This window comes from Mucilaginibacter sabulilitoris (assembly GCF_034262375.1).
Classification (GTDB): Bacteria; Bacteroidota; Bacteroidia; order Sphingobacteriales; family Sphingobacteriaceae; genus Mucilaginibacter; species Mucilaginibacter sabulilitoris.
On record NZ_CP139558.1, the window covers coordinates 7,074,754 to 7,090,698 of the forward strand.

Genomic DNA, 15,945 nt, shown 5'->3' on the forward strand with positions numbered 1-15,945 from the left:
CTGATAAATCAAAGGTTATTCAAAATAATTAAGTGTTTTAAAACCACCTTTTCTTAAATATTCATCTTTTTTAACCAAATGTAAATCTGACTGCATCATATCAGTAACCAGTGCCTGCAGATCATATTTAGGTTTCCAGCCTAATTTTTCAAAGGCTTTGGATGCATCACCAATTAACAAATCAACTTCAGTAGGCCTGAAATATTTGGTATCGACTTTAACAACGGTTTGCCCAAACTTTAAAACATCGGTATTTAAACCAATTTCGGCTGCTTTTTGCTGATCAATGTCAATAATTACGCCGCGTTCATTTTCATCTTTACCACTAAACTCTACCTCAATACCCAGCTCATTAAAGGCCATTCTTATAAAATCGCGCACGGTGGTAGTAATACCGGTAGCAACCACAAAATCATCAGCCTCATCCTGCTGCAGCATCAGCCACATGGCTTCAATATAATCTTTGGCGTGTCCCCAGTCGCGCTGAGCCGAAAGGTTGCCCACATACAGACAGTCCTGCAGGCCCAGGGCAATTTTTGAAGCAGCACGGGTAATTTTCCGGGTAACAAAAGTTTCGCCCCTGATAGGGCTTTCGTGGTTAAATAATATACCATTACAGGCGTACATGCCATAAGCTTCACGATAGTTTACAATTATCCAGTAGCCATATAGTTTTGCTACCGCATAAGGTGAGCGGGGATAAAATGGCGTAGTTTCACTTTGTGGAACAGCTTGTACCAGGCCATAAAGCTCAGATGTTGAAGCCTGGTATATGCGTGTTTTTTTGGCAAGCCCCAATAACCGTACAGCTTCCAAAATACGCAGGGTGCCTATACCATCGGCATTTGCTGTATACTCAGGCGTATCAAAACTTACTTTAACATGGCTTTGGGCGGCCAGATTATAAATTTCATCGGGCTGTACTTCCTGTATTAACCTTATTAAATTAGTTGAATCTGTAAGATCGCCATAATGCAGTTTAAACTTCACATTAGGCTCATGCGGATCATGGTAAAGATGATCAATGCGTTCTGTATTAAATAATGACGACCGCCGTTTTACACCGTGTACTTCATATCCTTTTTTCAGTAAAAACTCGGCTAAATATGCACCATCCTGCCCTGTTATACCTGTTATTAAAGCTGTTTTCATTAATTAAATACGCTAAAACTTATATATTACAATATTATCCAAATTAATTGTAAAAACTGCATACAGTATAATATAAGCCTGCTTTTTTATAAAAAGTTAGCGATTTTGAGTAAACAAAGTATTACCGGTATAACTTATTTCAGTAAAAAATATAACTAAGGTCTGATAATAATTAAATACCCGAAACCTCATTTTCAAGTTCATGGTACCATTCCTTGCCATACTTGCGTATAAGCGGATCTTTCAAAAATTCATGAACCCGTACTTTAAGTTCATCACCAAAAGAACATGCAGGGCTACAGATACTCCAACGGTCATAGTTCAACACATCAAATTCTGGATAAGCAGTTATACGGATAGGATATAAATGACAGGAAATGGGCTTTTTCCAGCTGATTGCGCCTTGTTCATATGCTTTTTCGATACCACATTTAGTAATGCCGTTTTCCCATATTACATAAGCGCATTCTTTGTTTACATCAACACAGGGCGTGGTATAATCACCTTCAAAGTCTTTCACATAAGTACCCACCTTTTCAATGGTTCTGATACCTTTTTCGGTAAGGTAAGGTTTTACCTTAGGGTATATTTCTTTTAATATATCAAGTTCATCGGCATTTAATGGTGCGCCGGAATCGCCCTCCAAACAGCAGGCCCCCTTGCACTTGGTCAAATTACAAACAAAATTTTCCTTCACAACATCCTCGTGCACCAATACATTACCAACCTCAATCATATTTTTATTTACTTTTTATAGGATTTAAAGGATACTTAAGACCACTGGCAGCTTGCAGATCCATTGTTACGCTACCAATTATCACCTCCACATGCGCCTTTATAGGTATCCTGTTACCATCATTAGTTACCCAAAGGTACAATTTACTATCCTTCCTGAAAACATGGCCCGGAATAATGGTAGGATTAAATTTAAGGCAGTTAAACTTACCCATGGAACAACTTACTACTTCGGTACCTGAATAGGTTATACCCATAGAATGAAACCCGTCTTCCAGAAAATATTGTAATTCAAATTTATCGCCAACCTTTAGTTTTGAAACATCAATAGTACGTGCAAAATAATAGGCCGATACGAAATCAAATGTTTTTCCCTTAAACGTAAATACTCCTTTATTGGCGGTTACCTTACTGTCTTTATGGTCAAAGGTTACATTATCTGTGTGCTTCCATTTTCCTTCGCGCCGGTTCTCGGTATAATAATAAGGCAACAGGGTATTTTGGTCAACATACGATTCGTATTTATTGCGCACTTTGTAAAAAAAATCAAAGCTGCCGGCCGTTTTTCCTTCTGCTATTAAATGGAATACTGGTTCGTCAAACTTCTTATCGCTGGCTTCTACCCTTATATTAGCTTCGGCTGCGGTAAAAAAGCCATATTTCATTTTATAGCTCAGCTTTTCACCTACCTTAAAAACCGGTTCGCTTATTTTTGTTAGTTCCTGCGAAAAAGCAGTACTATAGTATAAAAGGAGGAACAGGGTGTAAAAAAGAGTTTTTCTCATCAGCGCTTGTTGCTTTTAATATCAGCCCGGCATTTATCGGGCCGAAGATATGACAACTGCTACTATAAATGGTTTAAACTCAATTTTATTGCACTGATTTATAATTACCCTAAACAGGAGCTTTTATAAAAAAGAAATGATTAATCTTTACGTTTATAAATTGGCACGGTTGAGCAAGGTTCGCCAAACATGAGGCTTTTTACTATCGGGCTCAGTTTTTTTGTTAACTCCACATAGGCCGAAACAGGTACATCAGCATCACCACAACCTTTTAACACTATACGCTGATCGCGGTATTGTTCAAAATCGGCTTTTGCCATTTCTTTTTCAAACAATACTGTTTCCAAAACTCCCTTATCACCAAAAACAACTTCCCGGGCGTATGGAGCCATCCGGTTTGCCAGCAACATATAGGCCCATGCAGGCACTATAGCGTCGGCAGTACAGGTAATACCTACATTTTTGCCCTGATACTGTGCCCAGTCATGTTCTTTAACAAATTCCCTGAAATCCTTTTCACGTAATATAAGACCGTGGAACAGGTTATCTTTTATATCGTAAACAACACGTTCACCGGCTGGATAAAAAGCAGCAGGATCTAAAGTTACCAGGCCACTCTGAGCCACTTTATTCACTATATTTTCCTGTATGTCCATCACTTTTAAATTCTAAACCCGAAATCAAAATAATTCCTAAACAAAAAATCCGGAAACAACATTTAAGCTGCTTCCGGATACAAAATTACTTTAAAATTTTATTATAACAGTTTAGCCCTGTTATCTTTTACATTGGCATTATCTTTCAGGGCATCTAATATCTGTCCTTCTGAACGTTGCAGTAAAACCTGGCTTATTTGTTGTTTTTCTCTTACATTATTTGAAAGTGCCGGCGGATTGGTAAACCCATCAACAACATACACATAAACACCTGTTTGCCCGTTAACCGGTTTTGAAAGCTTATTTGGCTGTGAACCAAAAACAGATCCTATCACTTTATATTCAATTGAAGCACCAGGGATTACCGGGTTTGCAAAAACAATGTTTTGAACAGGAACTACTTTACTGCCTGCTTTTTGAGCTACCTGATCAATTGTTGATGATCCGTTTAAAGCAGCCTGGAATTTCTCGCTCAGTTGTTTTGCTTTCACATCGTTACGAACAGCCGGTTCAATTTGTTTTTTAACCAAGTCAAGCGCTAATATACCCTTTGGCTTAATTTCGCTTAAACGGGTTACTATGTATTGATCGCCAACGGTAAATACTTTGTCGGTAATATCGCCTTTCTCTGCTTTGTAAGCCCATCTTACCACTTCTCTTGCATTATCCAAACCAGGCAGGCCTGCGGCTACACCAGTAAAATCCTGGGCAACGCTCTTTTTCAGGCCTTCTTTTTTAATCTCGGCGTCAAAGTTATTTTTGGTCAGGTTACCTAAAAATGCCTGCGCTTTGCTGTAAGCCACAGTTTGTGTTTTACTGCTGGCCGATATTGGTTTATCAACAATGGCTACTTTTACAACCTTTACTGAACCCTTTTGATCTTCGATCTGGATCAGGTGAACACCAAACTGTGAAGTAACCACAACCAGGTCGCCTTTATTTGCTTTATAAGCAGCGTTGGTGTATTCAGGTGTAATTTGACCCTGACCACCACCCATGGCGCCATTAACATCAAAAGCCGGGATATCGCCACCTTTTGAACCGCTTCCTTTATCAACCGAGAAAGTTGCAGCCAGATCGGCAAACGATTTACCACCCTGAATTAATTTTTTAAGCGAATCGGCTTTAGCAATAGCTTTATCAATGCCGCCTTCTGCAGCAGGATTAATTAATATATGCCTTGTTTTAACCGAATCAAAAGTGGTTTTAATGTCGGTAAGCTTGGCAATTTTGTAACTGCCGTTTGATACGTATGGACCATAAGTAAAGCCTTTAGCAGCATTAAACATCAATGAATCGAGTTTTGGTTCAAGCGCACCTTTTTTCTGGAAGGCTATCGGCGTTTTTGTTTCAGAGTTGATCTGAACAAAAAGAGAATCGTTGTCGCTGGCTTTAAATTTCTCAGCCAGTTTATCCGCATCAGCTTTTAAAGCTACACTATCTTCTTTTGAAGGGGCGGCATTAAAGCTCACATATTCAAATGACCTCAAATCCTGCGGGTTTTTAAACTCTCCTTTGTGCGCGTTATAATAGGTATTATAATCGTCGTCTGTTAAGGTTACCTTAGCATCGGGAATAGAGGAATAATCAAGCGTGGCATATTTGAAATTCACCAGTTTATTTTTAGCCTCGTAATCATCTTTAGTATCAAGTGAGTTTACATACAGGCCACTGGTTACCAGTGCCATATATTTACTTGCCATTTTTGCCTCAATCAACTGGCCCAGAAAATCCTTCCATGCTTGTTTTTGAGTAACATCAGCTTTTCCAGATTGCAGGTAGCTTAAAAACTGATTAAGCCTGTTTCTATCAAACTGACCGGTTTGCGGATCGGCAAACTGACGAGCAATCTGAGGGTCTGGTGTGTTACCGTTAACCATAGATGAGCTTTCATCGCCACCAACAACAAGACCAACCTTTTCAATTTCCTTTTTCAGCAACAGCTGGCTCAGGTATTGATTCCAGGTTGTTTCCTGTATATAACTGGTGATCTGCGGAGAGATAGTCTGCCCTGCCTGTTTAAACTGAGCAGTATTTTGCTCTAGTTTTTTATTAAACTCATCATAAGGAACTTTTTCGCCATTTACAACGGCCAGTTCATTGTTATCGTCTCTAAAAAAAGAGCCGCCAGACCTCACAACCTCGCTCACAATAAAAGCAAGAAGCGCGAAACCAATAAAGAATGCGAGAATTGTCCCCATTCTTTCGCGCAAGTAACCCATTATACCCATATACTTTTTATAATTATTTTTCTATTCTTCAAAAGAGGGCGCAAGATACAATTTTTAGTAAAATTCTATAACACAAAATTTTCCCGAAAAAAAGTGTTACTGCGTCGCATTCTCATCAACATGAAATACACCTTTGCTATTCCTAAGTTTAGGGTGCAGAAACTTATCATCACTTTCAAAATCGTCTCCATTCATCACATTTCCGCCATTCATAGTAACTTCCACATTTTTATGGGAGTATACCTTTTTTGTTTCCGAATTCCAGAATAACTCATCTGATTTATAGGTTTCGCCCTTAGCGTTAGTAGCTACTACATTTTTGCGAAACTCATATAGTTTGTCGCCGGCATGCAATATACCGGTATCGGCTATAATAGTGCCATCTTCTTTTTGAGTTATTTTATCGTAATGAATGATCTTGATACCTTTTGGCGCTATTTTGTAAGGCTTTTTTGTTTGGTACTCCAATAATAACGGAGCTGTTAAGTGCATCTGAACTCTTGCCGAGTCGCTCATGATCAGATCTACCCCTGTAGTTGGTGATACTATGATACCAACTTCATTTGATGAAATTTCCTTTACCTTGTTTAGGTCATTTTCGCAGGAAGCCACAAAAAGAGCAAGCACAGGCAATAACAACAGGCGCAAGCCCTTTAAATGTTTTACCCGGTTATTCATTATGTTGCTTAATCAAATTTATACTTTTGGAACCACCTGTCGTTAAGTGTAAAGCCCAGATGAATATTGATGTAATTTTCTTTTACCAGGCCATTGACTAACGAACCTCTTTTACCTACTTCTGCCGAAATATTGATCTTATAGAAGCTGCCGTTGTTAGGGCGTAAGGGTAAACCTAAACCCGCAGTAACGGCGTATCTTTTAATCCTGGTATTATTAACTACCATATACGTTTCGTCATAAATTGCACCTAAACGGTAATCAACAGATGCCAGGTAATTACGCAGTGTTTGGAGGTTTGGTGTGTACTGGCCTCCTATATTGAAAGTCCTGCTGTTTTGTAACCCTTGAGATTCACCGCCAATAGAAAAGTCAGACCAATTGCTCATCGTATAATCTGCACCTACCAGGAATTTACCTTCATTTTGGAATGATATACCAAAACGGTTGGTTTGCGGAAGTTTTATTTTTGTTTTGGCGCTTTGTCTGTTAATAACACTATCGGCAGGAACATCCTGGTTTCCGCTGGCATCGGTAAAATACTGGCTTACAATAAAACTGCTTTGTGAATTTAATTTTGAACCAACCGAACCGGAATAGCCGAAGGTTAAGTGCTTATTTTCAGAAAAATCAACAGAGTATTGAATACCATAGTCATAATTTAACCCGCTGATTGCATTGCTCTGTTCAATTCTTGAATTTATTGTTCCAATCAGGTTAGGAATTTCGGTTGTACCTATATCTTTTAAGGTACCAAATATATATGACACATTACCACCTAATAACAAGTGTTTCCCTAAGCCGAAACCGTAACCGAGATAAGCCTTTGATAAGCTACCATCTCCGCTGTAAGAGTAATTGGTAATATTAGTATCAGCAGGTATTGTTCCTGTTCCTTTAACTGATTTAGTATAGTTATAACCGCGCTCGCTGTAGGGCAGCAATCCAAAGCTAAGAGCCGACCGTTTTGATACCGGTATAGCAAATGCTACATGGCTAAGCCTGAAGTTATTGTTTCTTTGACTGGCGGCACCAGTTTGGCTCAGGTTTAAAAAACTACCATACAAGCCTATATCAATAGTTGTAAGATTTATAGCACCATATGACGCAGGGTTTATAACGTTGATATTATTAAAGAAACTCATTCTGTTTGTAGCAACACCAATACCACCCATGCCGGCATTTTGCGGCATTAACTGAGGGTCGATATCACCAATACCGTACCTTGAATATGGAGAACTTGAAGTTGCAGTTGACTGTGAATGTGCTGCAAATGCAATAACAGCAAATAAAAGTGTTATAAAAAACCTGGTATATTTAATCATTATGCTTTTGTATAGCTGCGTTTAATCCTTTTAAAACCAAATAAGGTTCAATTTTAATATAGGGGGCAAAGATGCTATTTTTCAATAGAGTATCAAAAAAAATACTGTCGCCCCCGCTTAGTACAATATTAAGTTGGGGACTGTTGCTTTTATAGCTTTCAATAAATCCCGTTAGTTCATGCTTTATACCGTTTTGTACGCCCGAGCGTATAGCGGTTTCTGTATTATTTCCGTATTCGGTATTAAACTCCGCATCTGCATTAATTAGTGGCAAACCGGCAGTATAATAATTTAAAGCCTTATAACGCATATTTAAACCGGGTGATATACTTCCGCCAAAATAATTTCCGCCGGCATCAACATAGTCATACGTTATGGCTGTTCCACCGGTAATTACCAGGCTGTTTAAGCCCGGATATACATGATTTGCACCTATTACAGATGCTAATCGGTCAGTACCAAGTGTTTCAGGGGTTAAATAATGGTTCTGTATACTACTTTTAATCAGGGCATTGAAATGAGTAAGCGGAATTTTTGCACCCAAGTCGGTTTGCCAGGGCTCTATATGTTTTTTAACCGACGATACTATAGCCCTGTTAACTTTGTAACTGCTCAAAAAACTATCCAGCGTTTCGGTATTTACAGTTTCATACTGCACTACTGCCAGCAATTCATCCAGCTTAAAAACCGCGATTTTTGTATACGTGTTACCAATATCGATAACCAAATTGGTCATCAGGCCTTAACTAATGATAATATCGATTCAAAAATTGCCAGCCCATCTTCATTAGCCAACAGGCTATCGGCAGCGCGTTCAGGATGCGGCATTAAACCAAATACATTCCTGTTTGCATTACAAATCCCGGCAATATTTTCTAATGATCCGTTAGGATTAGCTTCGCTAACAATATTACCTGCTTCATCACAATACCTGAACAATACCTGCTCGTTATCATTAAGCGCCTTTACTACATCGGCATCGGCAAAGTAATTACCTTCGCCATGGGCGATGGGGATTTTATAAGCCTGATCCTGTACCAATTGCGCGGTAAGTAATGATTTGGTTGTTTGCGGCTTTAAGTAAATATTGCGGCAAATGAATTTACGGTTTTCGTTATGCAGTAAGGCGCCGTCAAGCAAACCAGCTTCTGCTAATATCTGGAAACCATTGCAGATGCCCATTACATAGCCTCCCTTAGCGGCAAACTGTATAACTTCCTGCATAATTGGTGAAAAACGAGATATTGCTCCCGAACGCAGATAATCGCCAAAAGAAAAACCGCCTGGTAAAACAACAAAGTCAACACCTTGCAAATCATGGTCTTTATGCCATAACCTTACCACCTGCTGACCCATTATTTTTTCTAATACATATATGATGTCTTCATCACAATTAGACCCGGGAAATATAACTACTCCAAATTTCATGGTACAAAACTAATATAACCGCTGAAATAAGAACGAATGTAAAAGTTAAAATTTGTTAAACTGAAAGCAGATAATGCTGATTAGCAGCAGTAAAAACAGGCCTTCGTAAAACCATTTACGGGTAGCATACAGAAAAAAATAGGCAAAAAACACCGCCGCAGGTGCTATACACAATAAAAAATGGTCTAAGTGGAATGCAGCGTTTACGTAAAATGAAAAAGCGGCTATTAAGAAAATAAAAAATAACAGCTGAAAAGATTTACGCGTTTGTACATAGCTTTTAAAGAAATTTTGCTGCAATTTGAAAAAACACAGCACCAGGATCAGTATTACGGGTATAAGCAGCAAGTAATTGTAGGAGTTTATGCTGATATGATCAGGAAACTTTGTACCTAAAGGAAGCCAGATGTTAGAAAAATAGGCAATACGGTCATTGAGATAGTAAAAAACCGCCAGGAAGAAAAACACCGTAGAATAGCCGAGTATGCCCGCCACCCACTCGCGCCAGTTAAACGGTTTAAATAATATAAGCGCTATCCATATTGCCAAAAACATATAAATAAATGGCAAATAAATTAACGAGCCCAGCGCCACTATCATACCCATATCATAAACTGTTGATTTGGCATCATCGCCTTTGTAAAGACTAAATGCCTTAAACAGCATCCATATCAGCAAGAAATTACAGATAAGCGGACCGCTCAGCATTAAAAATGGCGTAAACAGGCCCGACAGCGTTATGTACATTAATGCTGGTAAAAAGGTAGGTTTACCCAGTAAGTTATGGAAATTGATAAGGTAATTAAATAATAAAGCCTGTATAAACACCAGTACAGCTGCCAGTAATACATTTAAAGCAGGCGAAAAAGCATATTCATAGGATACGGGTACCAGCAACCGGGCAAAGGGCTCTACAAAAATGAATTGCAGCTTATCCGGCACATGAAACAAATAGCCTAAACGCGACAAGAACAATACCAATACAAGCCATAAAGCATTTAAGGGATTAAAGGATCTGAAAATACTGATCATAATGGCGCGCTATTTTGCGGGGTAAAATTAGCAGAAAAACCTTTATGGTATAATGCTTTGTGGTTTTGCATATCGCTTCACCAGGTCATCAACTATTTTGGCTGTTTCGTTCGGAAAATCTACAGTCACTTTTTTATCATCCTGTATCCAGTTATTAAGATGACCGGTAAATTTTTCATTGATCTCATGAACCACCGGCACGCCCAGTTTTGATGCAGATAAGGCATTGCATTGCTGCTCATACTGGCCTCTCATAGGTATCATTAATACTTTCTTTTTCAAGAAAAGCGCTTCTGCGGGCCCTTCGAAGCCACCGCCGGTAAGCAAACCTTCGCAATTGGCAAGGCTTTTATTAAATGCCTCATTATTTACGGGGAAAATCTCCACATTACCAGATTGATAGGGTGTTTTTTGCCGTTTGGAAAATATCTGCCACCTGGCCTCGGTCTGGCTTAAATGCTTCAGCAAAATTTTATCGTCATACGCCGGCAGGTATACCGTATAGTGCCCCAGATTTGCTGTTTCCATTTCCCGGATACCACTTCTGATCACGGGGGTATTTATAAAATCATCATACCGCTCAAAATGGAAACCCACATGATAAGTGGTAGGCGAATAATACTTAAACAACCACTCCGCGTAATTCCATTTTGCGGGCCTTGGTGTTTTTGCCGAAACGAATGAACACTGGTGGCTTAATGATACCGACGGCACTTTTTGCAACCGGCACGCCCAAGCGCTCACAGGCTCAAAATCATTGATTATCAGATCGTAATGATTTAGCGGAAGGCTATGCATATCGCGCCAGAGCTGGCGCAGGTTCATGATTTTATAGGTTGCCCAGTTATCCACCCCGCCATTTTTTCCGAATACAAAGCTAAATCCATGGAACCTGTACTTAAGTGGCTGCGATAATGAAACCTCGGCTTCGGTGCCGCTTACCAATAAATCTACCTCGCCATATTGTTGCAATAAAGGCACAATTTCGCGGGCCCGGCTAATATGTCCGTTACCGGTTCCCTGTATGGCAAAAAGTATCTTCATGGGGTATAAAAGTGTTCAAATTTGATATAAAACAGATAGGTTTTGATCCATTTTAACAAATTTTAAACATAAATTTTCATAGTTTTTAGTTGCGGCGGTCAAGTTAGTAAAGAAAAGCGATTTTTTATTAAGAGTATGAGACATCGGAATTGTTAGGACTATGCGACAAGAAATAAATAAAGAAATAAGTGCTTAACTCTTTTATGATCTTGTAATTTAAAAGTCCAATAATCCCATCGTTTTAAAATCCCAAAGTCTCAATGCGGTTCCTGTTTAAAACGTTCAAGCAGGTTTTTAACATCCAGTTTGGCGTCCAGATCTTCGGCGTCGGTTTTATCATCTTCGTCGGTATCAGTTTTAAAATCGTCGGGATTGTATTTGAATATTTTCCATTCGCCGTCGAGATACTCCAGCGCGGTAAGGCTTTCCACCCAATCGCCTGAATTTAAATATAGTACGGAGCCTGTTTTATCGGTATTCTGCATACTCCTGATTTCGGCATGGTGAATGTGTCCGCAAATTACGTACTGATAATCTTTATCAACTGCCAGGTCGGCAGCGGTTTGCTCAAACTGGTTTATGAATTTCACAGCTTCTTTAAACCGGGCCTTTACTTTTTGCGAGAAACTCATTTTTTGGCGACCGAAAGCCATTAGCAACCAGTTAACAAAGCTATTGATCAGGATAAGGCTATCATAGCCTACCGCTCCCAATTTGGCCAGCCATTTGGAGTGCTGCATGGTAACGTCAAATACATCGCCATGAAATATCCAGGCTTTTTTGCCATCGATGTTCAGTACAATTTTATTGAGCAACTCGAACGATCCAAGATTAAAATCGGTGAATTTGCGCAGCATCTCGTCATGGTTTCCTGTTAGGTAATGTACAGGTATACCATCGGTTACAAATTTAAGTATCCGGCGCACCACCTTCATGTGGGCCTCGGGCCAGTACGATTTGCTAAACTGCCATATATCGATAATATCGCCGTTAAGGATAAGCATTTTGGGTTTGATGCTTTTTAAATATTTAAGCAACTCTTTGGCGTGACAGCCATAAGTACCCAGATGCACGTCAGATATTACTACAATATCAACTTCACGTTTTGACATTAAAATTGGGGGGTTACGTTCTCATCCGGCAGGAAACGCCAGTTAATATTTATAATTGAATTGTTCAACAAACGATTACTCGTCGTCTTCGTCTTCATTAACATTCAGTTCATAAGGGCTTATGTAAAAGGCACCTACCAAAAGCAGCAACCCAATAACAAGCAAATACGCATATTCAAAATTCATCATTAAATGATTTTAACAAATGTCGGTAAACTAAATTATTATATTGTTAAGACTCTGTTAAATGTAAAAGGTTACCTTAGCTATGCAATTTTTTTTTAATCTCTTCCAGTTGCTTTAAATGGCGCTGCAAATGTATGCGCGTAAACCTGAACCATTGTTTTGCATTAAGCATGCCCAGGTGGGGGTGTTTGTAGCGGATATCGGCCGGGGAGCTTGCCATAAGCGGCTGTACTACCTCTACCCGCTGTCGGCATTTGATGATTAAATTACGGGCATCTTCCTTACTGATCTTTTCGGCGGTCATGCCTTCAGGTGCTTTGATCTTCCAGGGAGGGAAACATCCAAACGTAAGTACAAAATGCCCGCATATGGTTAACCCTTTGGTGGTTGGCGGACAATTTTTATGCGCGCAGCGCTCCATGGCTATGAACGAGCCAAAAGTAGTTTTCATTACATGGCTGTAAACTTCGGCACATGACCAGCAGTCCTCCGCGGGAGTTTCGGCAAATATTTCGTCGGGAATAATATCCAGTTGTTGGCGGTAAATGTCAAATGCCGCTACTATACCTTTATATTCCGTATTAATACTCATAATAATAAAGTTAGCTCTTTTAAATGAGTAATCTGCAAAGGTACATCATCGGGCTTGGGCGCCTCGAATGGGTTAAAATAAATGGCATCCATACCAAAATTTAAAGCTCCGTATACATCGGCCTCCAGGCTATCGCCAATCATGATACTTTCCTGCTTGCTGGTTCCCGCCAGGTTAAGAGCATATTCAAATATGGCCTTGTCGGGCTTATTTACGCCAACATCTTCGGATACAATGATATGCTGAAAATAACCGGCCAAATTTGTGCCCGCTATTTTTAATTGCTGCGACTCCTTAAATCCGTTTGAAATTAAGTGCAGCGTGTATTTGCCCTGCAAGTACTGCAGGGTTTCGTGCGCATGCGGGAACAGGTTTGTTTTGGTAGGACAAAGCTTTACATAGGCATCCTCAAAATCTACAGGGATTATGTCGGGATGCAGCCCCAGCTCAATAAATGTTCTTTTAAAACGGGCTTCGCGCAGCTCATCTTTACTGATCTCGCCTATATGGTATTGTGCCCAAAGCTTATGATTGTTGCGAGTGTAGGTTTCTATAAAAACATTGGCCGGTGGCAGCCCCACCTCACCTAAGCGGTGTAGTATATAAAGTTCGTGCAGGGTTTCTTCGGCATTTTTATCAAAATCCCAGATGGTATGGTCAAGATCGAAGAAGATGTGTTTGTAGTTTTTCATTTTGATTTCGGAATTCGGATGTTCGATTTGGGATTTATTTTTTTTGAAATTCAAAATCAGTCATCATTAAAATAAATCCAAAATTAAACAATCCAAATTTCTAATTCCGAAATCAAATATCCGAATTCCGAAATCAAGCCTTATCCCCAAATGCCAAGTCGCCGGCATCACCCAAGCCGGGTACTATGTAGGCCTTGCTGGTCATTTCATCATCAAGGGCACATAGCCATAATTTTGCCTTGGGCAAGTTTGCCCTTACATGCGCCACCCCCTCGGTACTGGCAATTACAGCCGCTATGTGCAATTCTTTTATTTTATACTGAGCCATCAGTTCCTTGCAAACCACGACCATACTTTGCCCTGTGGCCAGCATGGTATCGCACAAAATAAATATCTTGTCATCAAGGTTTGGAGTCGATATATGATCAACCTGAATGATAAAATCGCCGGTACGTTTTACTTTGCGGTAGGCTGTAATAAAAGCAGAAGGCGACTGGTCAAAAAACTGCATAAAACCCTGGTGAAAAGGCAAACCCGCCCGTAAGATGGTGCCGAGCACAGGCTGTTCAACCGGGGTATTTACAATTGCCGTGCCCAATGATGTTTGCACATCCTTAGCCTCATATTTGAGGGTTTTACTGAATTCATAGGCCAGTATTTGCCCAAGCTTTTCCTGGTTACGCCTAAAACGCGTTTTATCCTGTTGAATATCCGCATCACGCAGTTCGGCCAAAAACTGGTTGGCAATGGTATTGGTTTTATTGAGGATAAAAATCATGCTTAAATTTAATTCTTTTAAACCGCAATTAATGTATTGTTTAAAGATATCGCTGCATTTCGAGCGGCAGCGAAAAATCTTCTACGCGTTACACATCACCTGTACAAAATTCGTCCTCATACCTCCTTCGGAATGACATTACGACTTCATTGTGGATGTCATGCTATGCTTCGATATATTAAAGCCTCTTTGTCATCGTTTTGTTTTATTTGGAAATTCAATTTGCAATCTACGTAGTTAACTACGTAGATTTGTACATAAATTATATTTTATGAATACAGCTATTGTTACCATACCCCTGAATAACGATCATTGCGAACAGATCATTGACATTATACTGCCCATACAACAAATTGAATTTAATGTTCCTGTTACACTGGAAACCCAGCCCGATCTGCTGGATATTGAAACTAATTACCACAAAACCGGTGGCAATTTTTGGGGAGCTGCACACAACGACCAGATTATTGGCACCATCGGACTCATAGCTATTGGCAATAATGCGGCCGCTTTGCGTAAAATGTTTGTGCGTAAAGAATATCGCGGCAAAGAATTTGGCACCGCCCTGTTATTGCTTAACACGCTGATAGACTATTGCAGGCAGAACCAGATTACCGATATTTATTTAGGCACTGTTGATGTTTTGACAACCGCCCATCGTTTTTATGAACGCAATGGCTTTACCCGGATTGATAAAGCCAACCTGCCGCCATCATTTCCGCTGATGGGTATTGATACTATGTTTTATCACTTACATTTGTCAAACTAATAACGGGTTTATCAATGAATGTTATAGACGAATCGGGTATTTTAGCTATCTCAACAAGGCTGCAGCGCCTTAGCGACCAATTACGGAAGGATGGCACACTGATATACAAAGCCAATGGTATTGATTTTGAGCCTAAATGGTTCCCGGTTATTTATACTTTGCATTTGAGGCCGGTTTTAAGTGTGGTTGAAATCGCTAACGAAATTGGCTACACTCACCCTTCCACCATAAGCCTTTTAAAAGAGCTTGAAAAAGAAAAACTCATTCGCTCCAAGCGGGATAAGGCAGATGAAAGAAAACGCCTCATCCAGTTAACAGCTAAAGGCCAGGAGCTCATTGAGCGTATGAAACCAGTTTGGGAGGTGATGGTAAGCGCCTTAACTGAGCTTGCCGCCACACAAAACAACCTGATGCTGGCCATTGCCGAGGTAGAGGAACAAATGAAAAGGTTAAGTTTTTTTGAACGCGCCAAACGCATCATTGCGGCAGATTAACGCAACTATTATGCTATTCGCTATCAGAAGTATCTGACATCGTACAGCATAGCGGCCTGTCATCCTGTCGAAGTACGCGCGCAGAGGCCCTCTCACCTTGCTTCGACAAGCTAAGCATGACTCCTTTTTTATAACTGTATATTTTAACGTCCGCTATCCTCCTATCCAAAGCCTTTGATTTCGGATTACTATGCTTGTAGTTTGCAACTACAGCATGAGGCTGGGCCAATACATAAATATTTATACCTTCAAACAC

17 protein-coding genes are annotated in these 15,945 nt (G+C 39.8%); 2 read left to right on the forward strand and 15 right to left on the reverse strand.

The features are described 5' to 3' along the window. Positions 1–15: 15 nt before the first annotated feature. The 15 genes from gmd to upp form a co-directional block, all read right to left on the reverse strand. A complete protein-coding gene (gene gmd, locus SNE25_RS29850) occupies positions 16–1,152 on the reverse strand; it encodes a GDP-mannose 4,6-dehydratase (RefSeq protein ID WP_321562659.1) in 1,137 nt (378 codons plus the stop codon). 172 nt (positions 1,153–1,324) lie between these two features. Continuing rightward, complete coding sequence (locus SNE25_RS29855) at positions 1,325–1,888, reverse strand: DUF3109 family protein (protein ID WP_321562660.1); 564 nt, start codon at positions 1,886–1,888, stop codon at positions 1,325–1,327. A 4-nt stretch (positions 1,889–1,892) separates the two neighbouring features. After that, complete coding sequence (locus SNE25_RS29860; protein ID WP_321562661.1) at positions 1,893–2,672, reverse strand: DUF3108 domain-containing protein; 780 nt, start codon at positions 2,670–2,672, stop codon at positions 1,893–1,895. Positions 2,673–2,812: 140 nt separating this feature from the next. Further along, positions 2,813–3,328: a DUF2480 family protein gene (locus SNE25_RS29865; protein WP_321562662.1), complete on the reverse strand. Its 516-nt coding sequence runs from the start codon at positions 3,326–3,328 to the stop codon at positions 2,813–2,815. Between the two features lie 101 nt (positions 3,329–3,429). Then, entirely contained in the window at positions 3,430–5,559 is a 2,130-nt protein-coding gene (locus SNE25_RS29870) for a peptidylprolyl isomerase (RefSeq protein WP_321562663.1), read from the reverse strand. 96 nt (positions 5,560–5,655) lie between these two features. Next, a complete protein-coding gene (gene lptC, locus SNE25_RS29875) occupies positions 5,656–6,237 on the reverse strand; it encodes an LPS export ABC transporter periplasmic protein LptC (RefSeq protein WP_321562664.1) in 582 nt (193 codons plus the stop codon). Between the two features lie 8 nt (positions 6,238–6,245). Beyond that, complete coding sequence (locus tag SNE25_RS29880; protein WP_321562665.1) at positions 6,246–7,562, reverse strand: hypothetical protein; 1,317 nt, start codon at positions 7,560–7,562, stop codon at positions 6,246–6,248. After that, positions 7,555–8,298: a type III pantothenate kinase gene (locus SNE25_RS29885; RefSeq protein WP_321562666.1), complete on the reverse strand. Its 744-nt coding sequence runs from the start codon at positions 8,296–8,298 to the stop codon at positions 7,555–7,557. The genes SNE25_RS29880 and SNE25_RS29885 overlap by 8 nt, the downstream gene beginning before the upstream one ends. Beyond that, the gene (gene purQ, locus SNE25_RS29890; RefSeq protein WP_321562667.1) at positions 8,298–8,990 is read right to left on the reverse strand and encodes a phosphoribosylformylglycinamidine synthase subunit PurQ; all 693 of its coding nucleotides are present in this window, start codon (positions 8,988–8,990) and stop codon (positions 8,298–8,300) included. The genes SNE25_RS29885 and purQ overlap by 1 nt, the downstream gene beginning before the upstream one ends. Positions 8,991–9,035: 45 nt before the next feature. Beyond that, on the reverse strand, positions 9,036–10,022 hold the full coding sequence (locus SNE25_RS29895; RefSeq protein ID WP_321562668.1) for a DUF6427 family protein: 987 nt from the start codon (positions 10,020–10,022) through the stop codon (positions 9,036–9,038). 42 nt (positions 10,023–10,064) lie between these two features. Continuing rightward, the gene (locus SNE25_RS29900; RefSeq protein ID WP_321562669.1) at positions 10,065–11,066 is read right to left on the reverse strand and encodes a glycosyltransferase family protein; all 1,002 of its coding nucleotides are present in this window, start codon (positions 11,064–11,066) and stop codon (positions 10,065–10,067) included. A 257-nt stretch (positions 11,067–11,323) separates the two neighbouring features. Next, on the reverse strand, positions 11,324–12,178 hold the full coding sequence (locus SNE25_RS29905) for a UDP-2,3-diacylglucosamine diphosphatase (RefSeq protein WP_321562670.1): 855 nt from the start codon (positions 12,176–12,178) through the stop codon (positions 11,324–11,326). Between the two features lie 262 nt (positions 12,179–12,440). Further along, a complete protein-coding gene (locus SNE25_RS29910; RefSeq protein ID WP_321562671.1) occupies positions 12,441–12,956 on the reverse strand; it encodes a DinB family protein in 516 nt (171 codons plus the stop codon). Beyond that, the gene (locus tag SNE25_RS29915) at positions 12,953–13,648 is read right to left on the reverse strand and encodes a YjjG family noncanonical pyrimidine nucleotidase (protein ID WP_321562672.1); all 696 of its coding nucleotides are present in this window, start codon (positions 13,646–13,648) and stop codon (positions 12,953–12,955) included. Before SNE25_RS29915 ends, SNE25_RS29910 begins: the two co-directional genes overlap by 4 nt. A 133-nt stretch (positions 13,649–13,781) precedes the next feature. Next, entirely contained in the window at positions 13,782–14,426 is a 645-nt protein-coding gene (gene upp, locus SNE25_RS29920; RefSeq protein WP_321562673.1) for a uracil phosphoribosyltransferase, read from the reverse strand. Positions 14,427–14,697: 271 nt separating this feature from the next. On the opposite strand from upp, the gene SNE25_RS29925 reads away from it, so the two are divergent. Both SNE25_RS29925 and SNE25_RS29930 read left to right on the forward strand, forming a co-directional pair. Further along, positions 14,698–15,195, forward strand: a complete 498-nt coding sequence (locus tag SNE25_RS29925) for a GNAT family N-acetyltransferase (RefSeq protein ID WP_321562674.1) — start codon at positions 14,698–14,700, stop codon at positions 15,193–15,195. A 14-nt stretch (positions 15,196–15,209) separates the two neighbouring features. Continuing rightward, a complete protein-coding gene (locus tag SNE25_RS29930; RefSeq protein WP_321562675.1) occupies positions 15,210–15,689 on the forward strand; it encodes a MarR family winged helix-turn-helix transcriptional regulator in 480 nt (159 codons plus the stop codon). The last annotated feature ends 256 nt before the right edge of the window (positions 15,690–15,945 follow it).

Coding starts and splice junctions, on each gene's coding strand:
- gmd (WP_321562659.1), bottom strand. CDS start 1,152: ATGAAAACAGCTTTAATAACAGGTATAACAGGGCAGGATGGTGCATAT.
- SNE25_RS29855 (WP_321562660.1), bottom strand. CDS start 1,888: ATGATTGAGGTTGGTAATGTATTGGTGCACGAGGATGTTGTGAAGGAA.
- SNE25_RS29860 (WP_321562661.1), bottom strand. CDS start 2,672: ATGAGAAAAACTCTTTTTTACACCCTGTTCCTCCTTTTATACTATAGT.
- SNE25_RS29865 (WP_321562662.1), bottom strand. CDS start 3,328: ATGGACATACAGGAAAATATAGTGAATAAAGTGGCTCAGAGTGGCCTG.
- SNE25_RS29870 (WP_321562663.1), bottom strand. CDS start 5,559: ATGGGTATAATGGGTTACTTGCGCGAAAGAATGGGGACAATTCTCGCA.
- lptC (WP_321562664.1), bottom strand. CDS start 6,237: ATGAATAACCGGGTAAAACATTTAAAGGGCTTGCGCCTGTTGTTATTG.
- SNE25_RS29880 (WP_321562665.1), bottom strand. CDS start 7,562: ATGATTAAATATACCAGGTTTTTTATAACACTTTTATTTGCTGTTATT.
- SNE25_RS29885 (WP_321562666.1), bottom strand. CDS start 8,298: ATGACCAATTTGGTTATCGATATTGGTAACACGTATACAAAAATCGCG.
- purQ (WP_321562667.1), bottom strand. CDS start 8,990: ATGAAATTTGGAGTAGTTATATTTCCCGGGTCTAATTGTGATGAAGAC.
- SNE25_RS29895 (WP_321562668.1), bottom strand. CDS start 10,022: ATGATCAGTATTTTCAGATCCTTTAATCCCTTAAATGCTTTATGGCTT.
- SNE25_RS29900 (WP_321562669.1), bottom strand. CDS start 11,066: ATGAAGATACTTTTTGCCATACAGGGAACCGGTAACGGACATATTAGC.
- SNE25_RS29905 (WP_321562670.1), bottom strand. CDS start 12,178: ATGTCAAAACGTGAAGTTGATATTGTAGTAATATCTGACGTGCATCTG.
- SNE25_RS29910 (WP_321562671.1), bottom strand. CDS start 12,956: ATGAGTATTAATACGGAATATAAAGGTATAGTAGCGGCATTTGACATT.
- SNE25_RS29915 (WP_321562672.1), bottom strand. CDS start 13,648: ATGAAAAACTACAAACACATCTTCTTCGATCTTGACCATACCATCTGG.
- upp (WP_321562673.1), bottom strand. CDS start 14,426: ATGATTTTTATCCTCAATAAAACCAATACCATTGCCAACCAGTTTTTG.
- SNE25_RS29925 (WP_321562674.1), top strand. CDS start 14,698: ATGAATACAGCTATTGTTACCATACCCCTGAATAACGATCATTGCGAA.
- SNE25_RS29930 (WP_321562675.1), top strand. CDS start 15,210: ATGAATGTTATAGACGAATCGGGTATTTTAGCTATCTCAACAAGGCTG.